This window comes from Streptomyces sp. NPDC003248 (assembly GCF_055563235.1).
In genome coordinates this window covers 625,549-638,470 of the sequence record NZ_JBVHDT010000001.1, presented here as the reverse complement: position 1 = coordinate 638,470, position 12,922 = coordinate 625,549, and the positions used below count along the sequence as shown (strand labels likewise).

The following is a 12,922-nucleotide window of genomic DNA, read 5'->3' as shown; positions in this document are numbered from 1 at the left end:
CCTCCGGGTCCGACGCCCCTCGCGGCCCGGAGGGGGCACGGGGGCCTCCGTCCACGAGAGGAGTGCTTCGCATGCGCAGGGTCGGCAACTCCGCGATAGCGGCCGTCACCGCGGTCGCCCTCTGCTCGGGTGCGTGGCTGCTGCACAGCGGCGCCGGCACGCACGCCCCGCCGCGGCCGTCCGCGGCCCAGGCCCACCCGGACCGCGCCGACCCGCACTCCGCGCCCGCGCCCGCGCCCGCTCCCCCGCTGCCGCCCTCCCCGCCCGACCGCGTCCGCATCCCGTCCCTGCGCGTCGACGCCCCCCTCACGGGCCTGGGACTGACCGCCTCCGGCAGCCTCGACGTACCGCCCGCCGAGGACGACAACCTCGCCGGCTGGTACGAGTCCGGCACCACCCCCGGCGAGACCGGCACCGCGATCGTCGCCGGCCACGTCGACACCGCCGACGGCCCCGCCGTCTTCTACGACCTCGGCACCCTGGAGCGGGGCGCCACCATCGAGGTGGACCGGCGCGACGGCACGGTCGCGGTGTTCACCGTGGACGCGGTCGAGATGTACGACGCGCGCGACTTTCCCGACGCGACGGTGTACGGCGCGGCGAAGCGCCCGGAACTGCGCGTCATCACCTGCGGCGGCGGCTACTCCCGCACCACCGGCTACCAGGCGAACGTGGTGGTCTTCGCCCACCTGACGGACAGTCGCGCGGGCTGACCGGGGAGCGGCCGCCGCCGGGGGCCGGAGGAACGCCCGCCGCCGAGGTGCCGGTCAGGCGCCCTGCGGCGGGGTGCCGGAGGGCGTCCGCAGCCGAGGCGCCGGGGGGGGACGACCGGCGTCCAAGTACCGCACCGGAGACGGCAGTTGCCCGGGGGAGGCCGCAGGAGCGGCCACCGTGGACGTCACGCCCACCACTGCTCGTACGCCAGGTTCGCCACCAGCGCGAACACCACCGTCAGCAGCACGACGCGCACGAACCCGCTGCCCTTCTTCAGCGCCGTCCGCGCCCCCAGCGTGCCGCCCGCCAGGTTGAACACGGCCATCAGGCCCGCCAGTTGCCACAGCACGGCCCCCTGCCAGGCGAACATCGCGAGGGCGCCGGCGTTGGTGCAGCAGTTGACGATCTTGGCGGTGGCGGAGGCGGTCACCAGGTCGTGGTGGAGCACGGCGGTCAGCGCCAGCACGAGGAAGGTGCCGGTGCCGGGGCCGACGAGACCGTCGTAGAAGCCGATGCCGAGGCCCGCCAGGCCGATCGCGGCGAGGACCCGGCGCGGTCCGGCCGGTCCGGTCGCGGGGGCCGTGCCGAACGCGGGGCGCAGGATGACGAAGGCGGCCACCCCCAGCAGCACCACCATGATGACCGGCTTGAGCACGTCGGTGCTCATCCCCGCCGCGAAGAACGCCCCCGCCGACGACCCGGCGAGCGCGGCGAGCCCGATCCGGACGGCCACGCCCACGTCGACCGGCGCCCGGCGGGCGTAGGTGACCGCCGCCCCGGCGGTGCCGACGATGGCCACCGCCTTGTTGGTGCCGAGCGCGTGCGCGGCCGGGCTGCCGGCCGGCAGGCCGAGCAGGAGCGCCGGGAGCAGCAGCAGCCCGCCGCCGCCGACCACGGCGTCGATCCAGCCGGCCGCGAGGGCGGCGACACAGAGGACGGCCACCATGGTCATGGATATGTCGGGCATGGACGCGACCCTACGGGGCCGGATACATGTCCCGTCCACCGATCTGAGCAGGTCCTGAGGTTGCGGACCCCTCCGGCGCACCCGCGTCCCTTGTCCTCACCGCCGCCCGGCGCCGCCCGCCGAAAACCCTCACACCTGTCCGCCGCCCCCGCTGAGGGCAGCGTTCCTCGCGGGAAACAACCGTGATGCGGCCGGGTAACCTCCGCACCGCACGCTCGACGGCATGACCTCGAATGCGCGTGTGGTGGTGATCGGCGCCGGCCTCGCGGGCGTACGGCTCGCCCGGCGGCTCGGTGAGCTCGGCACGCCCGCCCTGCTGATCGGCGAGGAGGAGCACGTCCCGTACAACCGGGTCCTGCTCGCCGAGGTGCTGGCCGGACGGTACGCCCCCGAGGTGATCGCGCTGCCCGCACCGGCCGAACTGGTGCGCGCCCGCGTCACCGGCATCGACCGCGCACGGCGCGCCCTCACCTGCGCGGACGGCTCGGAGATCGCATACGACACGCTGGTGCTGGCGACCGGCTCCAACCCGGTGCTGCCGCCGCTGCGCGGCCTGTTCACCCCGGACCACGTCCTGCCCGAGGGGGTGCACGCGTTCCGGACCATGGACGACTGCCTGGGCCTGTCCAAGGCGGTCCGGCCGGGCGTGCGGGCCGTCGTCATCGGCGGCGGACTCCTCGGGGTCTCCGCGGCCCGCGCGCTCGCCGTGCGCGGCGCGCAGGTCGTGCTCGCCCAGCAGTCCGAGCGGCTGATGGAGCGCCAGCTCGACCCGGGCGCCTCCCGGCTCGTCCTGCGGCACCTGAAGGACCTCGGTGTCGAGGTGCACACCGAGTGCCGGGTGCGCGACGTGCGCTGCGTCGGCGGCGCGGTCCGCTCGGTGGAGATGGCCGACGGATACGCCCTCGACGCCGACCTGGTGGTGCTGGCCTGCGGGGTCCACCCGCGCGCCGGCCTCGCCAAGACGTCCGGGCTCGCCGTCCACAAGGGCGTCCTCGTCGACGACGAACTGCGCACCTCCGACCCGCACATCCGGGCGATCGGCGACTGCGCCCAGCACGACGGGAACGTCTACGGCCTCGCCGCCCCCGCCCTGGAACAGGCCGACGTCCTGGCCGAGCTGCTCGCGGGCACCGCCGGGAACACCGGCGCCCGCTACACCGGCACCCGTTCCCTGACCCGCCTCACGCTCAACGGCACCACCGCCTTCGACCTCGCCGCGTTCGGCGAGACCGAGGCACGCCCCGGCGACGACGTCGTCCAGCTCGCCGACGCCACCCGCGGCACCTACCGCAAGGTCGTCGTCCGCGACGACCGCCTGGTCGGCGGGGTCCTCGTCGGCGAACTCGGCACCGTCGGCGCGCTCGCGCGCGCCTGGGAGGGAGCAGAGCCGCTCCCGCGCAACGGCGCCCCTCTGCTCCACCTGCTCACCAACGATGGAGGCTCCTGATGTCCACGACCACGACCGCACCCGCGGGGACCGGCCCCCGCCCCACGATCGTGCTCGTCGGCCACGGCATGGTCGGCCAGCGCTTCCTCGAAGCGCTCGCCGAGCGCGGCCTGACCGCCACGCACCGCGTGGTCGTGCTGTGCGAGGAGCCTCGCCCCGCGTACGACCGCGTCCAGCTCACCTCGTACTTCTCGGGGAAGACCCCCGAGGACCTCTCCATGACCGACATGGCGTTCATCGAGCGGCACGGCATCGAGCTGTACGTGGGCGACCCGGCGGAGACGGTCGACCGCGCGGCGAAGAAGGTCACGGCCCGGTCCGGCCAGGTCTTCGAGTACGACACCCTCGTCCTCGCCACCGGCTCCTACCCGTTCGTCCCGCCGGTCCCGAACAAGGACGCCCGGGGCTGTTTCGTCTACCGCACGATCGAGGACCTCCTCGCCATCGAGGAGTACGCGAAGACGGCGACGACCGGTGCGGTGGTCGGCGGCGGTCTGCTCGGCCTGGAGGCCGCGGGCGCGCTGAAGGGCCTCGGACTCACCAGCCACATCGTGGAGTTCGCGCCCCGCCTGATGCCCGTCCAGGTCGACGAGGGCGGCGGCGCCGCGCTGCTGCGCACCATCGAGGACATGGGCCTGTCCGTCCACACCGGCGTGGGCACGCAGGAGATCGTCGTCGACGAGACCGGCGCGGTCACCGGCATGAAGCTGTCCGACGGCTCCGAACTCTCCACCGACCTGGTGGTGTTCAGCGCCGGCGTCCGCCCCCGCGACCAGCTCGCCCGCGACTGCGGTCTGACGGTCGGCGAGCGCGGCGGCATCAGCGTCGACGAGCAGTGCCGCACGGTCGCCGACCCGCACGTGTTCGCGATCGGCGAGTGCGCGCTCGCCGCCGACGGCCGGGTGTACGGCCTGGTCGCCCCCGGGTACGAGCAGGCCGAGACGGCCGCCGCGACGATCGCCGCCGACGAGGCCGCTTTCACCGGCGCCGACCTCTCCACCAAGCTGAAGCTGCTCGGCGTGGACGTGGCCTCCTTCGGCGACGCGCACGGCACCACCGAGGACTGCCTCGACGTCGTCTACTCCGACTCCCGCTCGGGCCTGTACAAGAAGCTGGTCATCGGCCGCGACGGCACGCTGCTCGGCGGCATCCTGGTCGGCGACACGGAGGCGTACGGCACGCTGCGCGCGTTCACCGGCTCGGTCCCGCCGGTCTCGCCCGAGGCGCTGGTCCTGCCCGCCGGCGCCGGCGCCCCGGCCCAGCTCGGCCCGTCCGCCCTCCCCGACGACGCGATCATCTGCTCCTGCCACAACGTCTCCAAGGGCACGATCCGCGGCGCGGTCACCGACCACCGGTGCACGACCGTGCCCGAGGTGAAGAAGTGCACCAAGGCCGGCACCGGCTGCGGCTCCTGCGTCAAGGTCCTCGGCCAGCTCGTCACCGCCGAGCTGGAGGCGAGCGGCGTCGTGGTCGACAAGGGCCTGTGCGCCTGCTTCTCGCAGACCCGCGAGGAGCTCTACGAGATCGTCCTCGCCCTGCGCATCAACACCTACCAGGACCTCCTCGACCGCTACGGCCGCGAGGACGCCCGGGGCGGCGACGGCTGCGAGATCTGCAAGCCCGCGGTCGCCTCGATCATCGCCTCCCTCGCCCCGACGATCGGCGCGAGCGGCTACGTCCTCGACGGCGAGCAGGCGGCCCTCCAGGAGACCAACGACCACTTCCTCGCCAACCTCCAGAAGAACGGCTCGTACTCGGTCGTCCCGCGCATCCCCGGCGGTGAGATCACCCCCGAGGGCCTGATCGTGATCGGCGAGATCGCCCGTGACTTCGGCCTCTACACGAAGATCACCGGCGGTCAGCGGATCGACATGTTCGGCGCCCGCGTCGAACAGCTCCCGCTGATCTGGACCCGCCTGGTGGACGCCGGCTTCGAGTCCGGGCACGCCTACGGCAAGTCGCTGCGGACGGTGAAGTCCTGCGTCGGGCAGACCTGGTGCCGCTACGGCGTCCAGGACTCCGTCCGCATGGCGATCGACCTGGAGCTGCGCTACCGGGGCCTGCGCTCCCCGCACAAGCTGAAGTCGGCGGTCTCCGGCTGCCAGCGCGAGTGCGCGGAGGCCCAGTCGAAGGACTTCGGCGTGATCGCCACGGCCAACGGCTGGAACCTGTACGTCGCCGGCAACGGCGGCGCCACCCCGCGCCACGCGGACCTGCTCGCCCAGGACCTCTCCGACGCCGAGCTGATCCGCCTGATCGACCGGTTCCTGATGTTCTACATCCGCACCGCCGACCGCCTGGAGCGCACCTCCACCTGGCTGGAGCGGATCCCCGGCGGCCTGGACCACGTCCGGGACGTGGTCGTGGAGGACTCCCTCGGCATCTGCGAGGAGCTGGAGACCCTGATGGCGGCGCACGTCGCGCACTACGCGGACGAGTGGGCCACCACCATCAACGACCCCGAGAAGCTGGCCCGGTTCGTGTCCTTCGTGAACGCGCCCGACACCCCGGACCCGGTCGTCGGCTTCGTCCCCGAGCGCGACCAGATCAAGCCCGACCTGCCGCTGCTCTCCATCGGCATGCGTCCCACGGAAGACGTCCTGGAAGGAAGCGCCCAGCGATGACCCTGGCACCCGAGACGACCGACCTGAAGGTCCAGCTGAAGCTGGACTCCCCGGCAGGCGACTGGTTCACCGTCTGCGACCTGCACCAGCTCATCCCCGGCCGGGGCGTGGCCGCCCTGCTGCCGGACGGCCGCCAGGTCGCCCTGTTCCGCGACCGCAAGGGCGAGCTGTACGCCGTCGACAACCGCGACCCGTTCGGCGGCGCGGCGGTCCTCTCCCGCGGCCTGATGGGCGGCCGGCAGGGCAGCCCGTTCGTCGCCTCGCCCCTGCTCAAGCAGCGCTTCGACCTGCGGAGCGGGCAGTGCCTGGACGACGACACGGTCCGCATCACCACCTACGAGGTGCGGGCGGCCTGACGGCCGTCCCCCGCCCCACCACCGGCCCGGGCGCGGTCCCGGCGGTCCCCCCCGACCGCCGCGACGGCGCCCGGGCCGGTCCGGTTCACCGGGCCGGATCGTGACGGGACCATCGCTCCACCCCACGACCCGGCGGCCCCACGTCCCGGTGGCCCCACGACCCGGTGGCCCCACGACCCGGTGGCCCGATGGCCGCATGGCCGCATGGCCGCATGCCCGCATCGCCGCATGGCCGGACACCGCTGTCCTCGCCCCGGGCACTCCCCCGTTACGACGTGTGCACGACATGGCCATCCCGCGCTTCTAGCCTCCCTGACCGCACGACCCCGCGGCCGACCGGCGGCGGGGCGGTCACGACACCCCCTGGGAGTGAGCGTGGAACGTCGTACCCTCCTGCGTGCGGCCGTCATCGGCGGATCCGCCGTGCTCGGCGGAACCCTCTGGCGCGGCGCCGCGTACGCCGCACCGGCCCAGCCCGGCACCGGACCGTACGGGGCGCTCGGCGCGCCGGACACCAACGGCATCCGCCTCCCGAGCGGCTTCACCAGCCGGGTGATCGCCCGCTCCGGGCAGACGGTGACGGGCACGTCGTACACCTGGCACGACGCGCCCGACGGCGGCGCCTGCTACGCGGACGGCACCGGCTGGATCTACGTCTCCAACTCGGAGATCAACCCCTCGGGCGGCGCGAGCGCGGTGACGTTCTCGTCGTCGGGCACGGTGACCGGCGCGTACCGCATCCTCTCCGGCACCCGCACCAACTGCGCGGGCGGCAAGACGCCGTGGAACACCTGGCTGTCCTGCGAGGAGGTCGATCGCGGATACGTCTACGAGACCGACCCCTGGGGCGTGCAGGCGGCGGTGCGCCGGGACGCGATGGGCCGCTTCAAGCACGAGGCGGCGGCCGCCGACCCGGTCCGCGGGGTCGTCTACCTCACCGAGGACGTCACCGACGGCTGCTTCTACCGCTTCCGCCCGACGACGTGGGGCGACCTGTCGGCCGGCACGCTGGAGGTGCTGGTGGCGGGGAGCGCGACGAGCGGCCCGGTGACCTGGTCCCCGGTCCCGGACCCCACCGGCGCCACCGCGACCCGCAACCAGGTCTCCGGCGCCAAGCGCTTCAACGGCGGCGAGGGCTGCTACTACGCGGACGGCACGTGCTGGTTCACGACGAAGGGCGACAACCGCGTCTGGCGGTACGACGCGGCGGCGCAGACGATCGACCTCGCCTACGACGACTCCCTGGTGACGTCCGGCACGGCCCCCCTGACCGGCGTCGACAACGTCACCGGCGCCGCCTCCGGCGACCTGTTCGTGGCGGAGGACGGCGGCAACATGGAGATCTGCGTGATCACCCCGGACGACGTCGTCGCCCCGTTCCTCCGCATCGACGGCCAGTCGGCCTCGGAGATCACCGGCCCGGCCTTCTCCCCCGACGGCACCCGCCTGTACTTCTCCAGCCAGCGCGGCACGTCGGGCAGTTCGTCGGGCGGCATCACGTACGAGGTGGCGGGTCCGTTCCGGGCGTAGTCGACGGCATGGCCGGGTCGGTTGGCAGGAACCCGACAGCGAAACGGCGGCTCGTCATGCGCCGCGCGAGCGCACCATGGAGGCGACGTCGCGCATGACGAGCCCGCCGCCCGACCCCTTCCCGGAGGCACCGACATGACCCCCGACCCCTCGCGCCGCACCGTCCTCGGCGGTGCCCTGGCCGCCCTCGCCCTGACCGCCACGGCGGCCCCGGCCGGGGCGGCGCCCCACCCCGCCACCTGGCCGACGGTGTTCCCGCTCCCCGACGGCTGGCTCCCCGAAGGCATCACCATCGGCAGCAGGCCGTACGCCTACATGGGCTCCCGCGCCCACGGCGGCGTCTACCGCACCGACCTGCGCACCGGGGAGGGCACCGTGCTCCACGCGGGCGGCACCGGCCTCGCGGCCGTCGGCCTGAAGCTGGACGACGACGGCCTGCTGTACGTCAGCGGCGGCGCCGGAGGGACCGCGAGGGTCATCGACTCCCGCTCGGGCGAGGTGCTCGCCACCCACCAGCTCACCCGCGACGCGGCCCCCTTCATCAACGACGTCGTCCTGCACCGGGACCGCGCCTGGTTCACCGACTCCCGCGACGCCGTCCTGTACGGCGTCCCGCGCGGCCGCGGCGGCGCGGTGCGCGCGCTCCCCCTCACCGGCGAATGGGTCCAGGCACCCGCCGGGACCAACAGCGCCAACGGCCTCGTCGCCACCCCCGACGGCCGGGGCCTGATCGTCGTCAACGCGGGCCGGCTCTACCGCGTGAGCCTCCGCACCGGTCACGCCACCGTGATCGCCCTGACCGGCGCACCCGACGTCACCAACGGCGACGGCCTCCTGCGCATCGGCCGCACCCTGTACGTCGTACAGAACCGCCTGAACAAGATCACCGCCTGGACCCTCGACCGGACGGCCACCACCGCCACCCTCACCCGCACGATCACCTCCCCCCACTTCGACGTCCCCACCACAGCCGCCCACCACCACAACCGCCTCTACGTCGTCAACGCCCGCTTCACCAGCCCCCAGACCCCGGAGACTACGTTCACGGGGGTGGGGGTTCCGCTCTGAGGCGGGGCTGGGAGCCGAGGCCCGCCCCGCACACCCGACGGACCGCACATGTGCATCACGAAACGGTCACACCACCGCGTCCCGCTGGGAACTCACGCATACCGTCGTCCCCTCACACCACAGTTCTGGGGGGACGACATGAGCAACCCGTACACCACCGCGCCCACTCCCAAGTGGGCCCGCAAGCGCTATGTCCTGCCGGCCCTCGCCCTGGCCCTGTTCCTCGGTGTCGGCATAGGCGCCGGTGACGACACCACCACGACCGACGCGGAACCGGCCTCCGCCGCACCGCGGCCGACGGTGACCGTGACGACGACGGCCACCGCCACCGAGACGGCGGCACCTCGACCCGCGGCAACCGTGACGGCCACGGAGACGGTGACCGTCACGAAGACGATCACCGCGGCGGCCGAGGCCGACTCCGACACCACGGACACCTCGGAGAACGACTCCGGGAGCACCTACTACGACAACTGCGACGCGGCCCGCGCGGCAGGCGCCGCCCCCGTGCACGTGGGGGACCCCGGCTACGGTCGACACCTCGACCGGGACGGAGACGGCACGGGCTGCGAGTGACGCGCGAGGGGCGGCACCCTCACCCAGGGCGCCGCCCCTCCGCCCCCCGTCCTCAGTCCCGGCGGATCAACTCCGGATCGATGCGCCGGCCGACGAGCGGCAAAGCACCGAAGACGGCGACGATCACAACACCGACAGCCGAGGCAAGAAGGAGCGGCACACCAGCCCCGTCCCAGAAAATGGCCCCGCCACCAGTCACCAGGTAACTGGACTCGGCCAATTTACCCAACACGACCGCCAGCACCAGTCCCACGCTCAATGGCAGCACGAGTTGAGCCACCTGAACGGCCCGGAGTGTCCTGGACCTCGCCCCGAGCAAGGACAACGCGGTGATCTGCGACCTGCGTTCCACGGCTCGGTCAGTGGCGGAAACAAGGTACGCAGCTACACCGATGATCAGACCCAGGACCATACCGACGGCAAGAAGAGTCTTGACCACGGTGATCTGCTCGAGCGCGGCAGCATCCAGGTCTTCCGTCACGACCTCGATCGTAGGGTCGACCTTTGCGATGCCCGCGAGAACCGATCGCACGGTCCCGGACGCGGAACTGCTGAGAAGGGTCAGAGAGGCTCTCTCCTCGGGGCGGAAACCGTCAGGGAGAAGCGATGGCGGGATCAGAAGGGTGCCACTCCCGGCCATCTGGATCGTCGTATCGTCGTGATATTGCACCGTCCGGCGTGGCACCGTCATCGTGACTACCCGCCGTTGCCCCTCTGCATTGCGCAAATGGAACGAGAACCGACTCCCTGGCCTACTGACCTCGTCATACGTGCTTTGCGGAACCATCAGTCGGGCGGGGCGCCCGTCCACACAGTTCTTCACCATCGATGACATTCGCCGCATCTGGTCGCAGGTGGCAATCACGGCATTGATGCTCGCCGGGATCTCCTCCATGCTGTGGGGCCCCGTCGATGACCGCGTCAGAATCGCATGTCCCCGTACACCCGGTACGTGTGTCACGGCACGTTCCTCCGCCCTGGGAACGTCATTGAGTGCCATGGTGTAAAGCTGGACCGGCGATGTGTTCTTGGAGACCTGATCCAGTTCGACGAGCACACCCTGTGTCAGCGAAGCCACAAAGATCAGCAGAATTAGACCGGTCGCCACTCGGAGAGCACCGCCTGGTTCCACTTCGTTGCGACGCATGGCGAGGCCGAGCGGCAGCGAGCCCGTGGCGCGTGCAACCCTTCGAGCCAGAGCACGCGAGAACGCTGGAAGCGAGAGCACAAGACCAGTACCGACCAGCACCACGGCCAATGGCATCAGGATCGAGGACAGTGAGGTGTCCGTGGGAACATGCCCCGTCGCCCCGAGAACGCAATATCCGATGACGATGCCAAGCCCGGGAACCAGTGGGAGCAGGCCCCATAGCCGAGGTGGTTGCTCCACGGCACTGCGCCTCACCGCCAGAGGGTTGGCCGCAGCGTTCCGCGCCCCGGCTCGGCCCACGATCCAGGCAAGCGCGGGACATCCCACCGAACAGATGAGCAGGGTGAACCCGGACAGCGCGCCGTCGGCTGGGTACCACTTGAATCCCGGGAGTCCGATCCGGGAAACCAGCTGATTCACCGCCCAGTAAGCTCCCAGACCTAGCAATGCGCCCAGCCAGGCCGCCGCAACGGTTTCCGCCGCATTGACCCGCTGTGTACCTCTTCTGCTCAGTCCGAGCAGACGCAAGGCCGCCAGCCGCCTCATGCGAGATGCAGCCGAAAGACGGGCGCAGACAGAGAGAAAGACCGCCAGAGGGAGCAGCACAACGCCTGCCAAGGTGAAACGCAGAACGCCGAGTGTCGAGGGGTCAACGGTGGGAAATCTCGTGTAGCTCCGACCGAAGTACCCCAGGTGCCCGCCGCCTTTGAGCTCGTCACGACCGAGACCGACATACGCGTAGAGCTCGTCAGGGTGAGCCAGCCCCTGGGGTGAGATGAGCCCCCTCTCCCGCCCCGGAAGGAGAGGAGCGAGATCAGCATCGGTTTCGAGGAGCTCGTGCAGTCGAGGGGAAACGAACAGCTCCCCCGGCCCGGGGAGCTCGCGGAGACCAGGCGGCGGCTCGATGGGCTTCTTCCCCGATGCCAGGAAAATCCGAGTGAGGGGCTGCGAACCGTAGGGGTCCAGTCTGGTAAGTGCGAGGGCATCTCCTGAGGTTGAGGTACAGGTTCCCCGCCCGTTCGAGCAGTCCGGTTCACGAGCAGCCTTACGGGCATCCTGAGCAGCCAGAATCCCGGGAATTGCGAGGACGACGGCCAGACAGCACACGCCGACAGCGCTCCCCAGGACCATGAGCAGGAAGCGCACACGGTTACCCCGACCGCTGCCCAGCAACAGCCGCAGACCGAGGAGCAGTTCTTTCACGACACCTCCCTCACCTGAGCCGTGAGCACGCCGTCCCTCATGGTGTAGCGGTTGTCGGCTCGGGCTGCCACCTGAGCGTCATGGGTCACGAGCACGACTGCCGTCCCCTGCGATCGCGCCAGGGTGAGGAATTCCTCCAGTACAGCCGCGGCGTTACCACTGTCGAGCGAGCCGGTCGGCTCATCTGCGAAGACCACGGCCGGCTGGTGCACCAAAGCGCGCGCCACTGCGACGCGCTGGCTCTGGCCCCCTGACACCTGCGACGGACGCCGCTCACGCAGTTCCGAGAGGCCGAGCCGCCCGAGAATCTCACCGGCCGCATCAAGGGCTTCGGCCTTGCGCCGACCGGCCAGCCGGAGCGGCAGTGCCGTGTTCTCCTCCACCGTCAACTCAGGCAGCAACTCGCCGTACTGGAAGACGAAACCGAACCGCTCGCGACGAAGTTCGCTGAGCTCCTCATCGTTCAAGGTCTTGAGGGAGCGCCCTTCGAAACGCACCTCGCCGCGAGCCACCGGCAACACACCGGCCAGGCAGTAGAGCAGCGAGGACTTGCCCGACCCGCTCTGACCGGTGATCGCAGCGACTTCTCCACGGCACAGCGAGATCTCTGCGCTTCGGACAGCCCGCGTGTCCCCGTAGAAAAGGTCGACTCCTCTGGCTGACAGGACTTCTGACGTATTGATCTTGTTCCCCTATCAAGAGCACGAGCCCAGGCGCGTCGACGCCTGGGCTCGTCAAGTCAGGCAGGCTCAGCGCCATTCGTGGGAGTAGGTCTGCACCGGTGCGCAGTTGTCGGGGCGAAGCGAACCTCGATCTCGGCACGCGCGGAACTTCGCGTCTTGGGTGTAGCGCTGAGCGCCGTCCCAGTTGGACTCGTGCAGCCAGACAGCACGCCGTTGCTTCCCGTAGTAACGCACCCAGCCGTGCCCCTCGATCTTGACCTCGATGTACACGTTGTGCCGGTCACCGGCCGTGGTGTCCCTGAGCCGCCCCTGCCACTCGAAGGCACCGTGATTGGTTTCAGGCCGGTTGAACTGGTACTTCCCTTGGGTGAATTCGAGCCCTGGCGTGACAAGCATCGTGATCTTCCCCTTCGCGGGGGACGACGCAAAAGCTGCCGCCGCCGCGCTGAACACCAGACCGGCTGCAGCCACGCCGAGCACTGCCCTCTTCATACACACCTCCGCAATCACCAGCAGCCCCGACAGCCACCGACAATCACGGAATGTAATGCTCCGACGACCGAGAGAAACGATCTGCCTCCTCCATGACCACCACATCAGGCGA

The 12,922-nt window shown here is 71.1% G+C and carries 11 protein-coding genes; 7 read left to right on the top strand and 4 right to left on the bottom strand.

Translation table 11 applies throughout. The features are described 5' to 3' along the window. The first annotated feature begins 71 nt into the window (after positions 1-71). Positions 72-713, top strand: coding sequence for a class F sortase (locus ACZ3KJ_RS02705; protein WP_467524026.1), 642 nt, complete (start codon positions 72-74; stop codon positions 711-713). 185 nt (positions 714-898) lie between these two features. Here ACZ3KJ_RS02705 and ACZ3KJ_RS02700 read toward each other — a convergent pair whose 3' ends face one another. Next, a complete protein-coding gene (locus ACZ3KJ_RS02700) occupies positions 899-1,681 on the bottom strand; it encodes a sulfite exporter TauE/SafE family protein (protein WP_467524025.1) in 783 nt (260 codons plus the stop codon). 223 nt (positions 1,682-1,904) lie between these two features. Between ACZ3KJ_RS02700 and ACZ3KJ_RS02695 the strand changes: the two genes are divergently transcribed. From ACZ3KJ_RS02695 to ACZ3KJ_RS02670, 6 genes are all read left to right on the top strand, one after another. Next, positions 1,905-3,128, top strand: coding sequence for an NAD(P)/FAD-dependent oxidoreductase (locus ACZ3KJ_RS02695; protein WP_467524024.1), 1,224 nt, complete (start codon positions 1,905-1,907; stop codon positions 3,126-3,128). Next, complete coding sequence (nirB, locus tag ACZ3KJ_RS02690) at positions 3,128-5,752, top strand: nitrite reductase large subunit NirB (protein WP_467524023.1); 2,625 nt, start codon at positions 3,128-3,130, stop codon at positions 5,750-5,752. Before ACZ3KJ_RS02695 ends, nirB begins: the two co-directional genes overlap by 1 nt. Further along, positions 5,749-6,108 (top strand): nitrite reductase small subunit NirD, encoded by a 360-nt coding sequence (nirD, locus tag ACZ3KJ_RS02685; RefSeq protein WP_467524021.1) that lies wholly within the window; start codon positions 5,749-5,751, stop codon positions 6,106-6,108. Before nirB ends, nirD begins: the two co-directional genes overlap by 4 nt. 375 nt (positions 6,109-6,483) lie before the next feature. Continuing rightward, positions 6,484-7,638: an alkaline phosphatase PhoX gene (locus ACZ3KJ_RS02680; RefSeq protein ID WP_467524020.1), complete on the top strand. Its 1,155-nt coding sequence runs from the start codon at positions 6,484-6,486 to the stop codon at positions 7,636-7,638. Between the two features lie 135 nt (positions 7,639-7,773). Then, positions 7,774-8,706 carry an SMP-30/gluconolactonase/LRE family protein gene (locus ACZ3KJ_RS02675; protein ID WP_467524019.1) on the top strand — a complete coding sequence of 311 codons (933 nt, stop codon included), beginning with the start codon at positions 7,774-7,776 and terminating at the stop codon, positions 8,704-8,706. A gap of 138 nt (positions 8,707-8,844) precedes the next feature. Beyond that, positions 8,845-9,282 (top strand): excalibur calcium-binding domain-containing protein, encoded by a 438-nt coding sequence (locus ACZ3KJ_RS02670; RefSeq protein ID WP_467524017.1) that lies wholly within the window; start codon positions 8,845-8,847, stop codon positions 9,280-9,282. A gap of 52 nt (positions 9,283-9,334) precedes the next feature. Here ACZ3KJ_RS02670 and ACZ3KJ_RS02665 read toward each other — a convergent pair whose 3' ends face one another. The 3 genes from ACZ3KJ_RS02665 to ACZ3KJ_RS02655 all read right to left on the bottom strand — a co-directional run bounded on the left by ACZ3KJ_RS02665 (position 9,335) and on the right by ACZ3KJ_RS02655 (position 12,810). Further along, the gene (locus tag ACZ3KJ_RS02665) at positions 9,335-11,635 is read right to left on the bottom strand and encodes an FtsX-like permease family protein (protein WP_467524016.1); all 2,301 of its coding nucleotides are present in this window, start codon (positions 11,633-11,635) and stop codon (positions 9,335-9,337) included. Further along, positions 11,632-12,318: an ABC transporter ATP-binding protein gene (locus ACZ3KJ_RS02660; RefSeq protein ID WP_467524797.1), complete on the bottom strand. Its 687-nt coding sequence runs from the start codon at positions 12,316-12,318 to the stop codon at positions 11,632-11,634. The genes ACZ3KJ_RS02665 and ACZ3KJ_RS02660 overlap by 4 nt, the downstream gene beginning before the upstream one ends. A 66-nt stretch (positions 12,319-12,384) precedes the next feature. Next, the gene (locus ACZ3KJ_RS02655) at positions 12,385-12,810 is read right to left on the bottom strand and encodes a hypothetical protein (protein WP_467524014.1); all 426 of its coding nucleotides are present in this window, start codon (positions 12,808-12,810) and stop codon (positions 12,385-12,387) included. Positions 12,811-12,922 lie beyond the last annotated feature (112 nt).

Bases quoted from the DNA above. Each gene is read 5' to 3' on its own strand.
- nirB (WP_467524023.1), top strand. From the start codon at position 3,128: ATGTCCACGACCACGACCGCACCCGCGGGGACCGGCCCCCGCCCCACG.
- ACZ3KJ_RS02705 (WP_467524026.1), top strand. From the start codon at position 72: ATGCGCAGGGTCGGCAACTCCGCGATAGCGGCCGTCACCGCGGTCGCC.
- ACZ3KJ_RS02695 (WP_467524024.1), top strand. From the start codon at position 1,905: ATGACCTCGAATGCGCGTGTGGTGGTGATCGGCGCCGGCCTCGCGGGC.
- ACZ3KJ_RS02675 (WP_467524019.1), top strand. From the start codon at position 7,774: ATGACCCCCGACCCCTCGCGCCGCACCGTCCTCGGCGGTGCCCTGGCC.
- ACZ3KJ_RS02655 (WP_467524014.1), bottom strand. From the start codon at position 12,810: ATGAAGAGGGCAGTGCTCGGCGTGGCTGCAGCCGGTCTGGTGTTCAGC.
- ACZ3KJ_RS02700 (WP_467524025.1), bottom strand. From the start codon at position 1,681: ATGCCCGACATATCCATGACCATGGTGGCCGTCCTCTGTGTCGCCGCC.
- ACZ3KJ_RS02670 (WP_467524017.1), top strand. From the start codon at position 8,845: ATGAGCAACCCGTACACCACCGCGCCCACTCCCAAGTGGGCCCGCAAG.
- nirD (WP_467524021.1), top strand. From the start codon at position 5,749: ATGACCCTGGCACCCGAGACGACCGACCTGAAGGTCCAGCTGAAGCTG.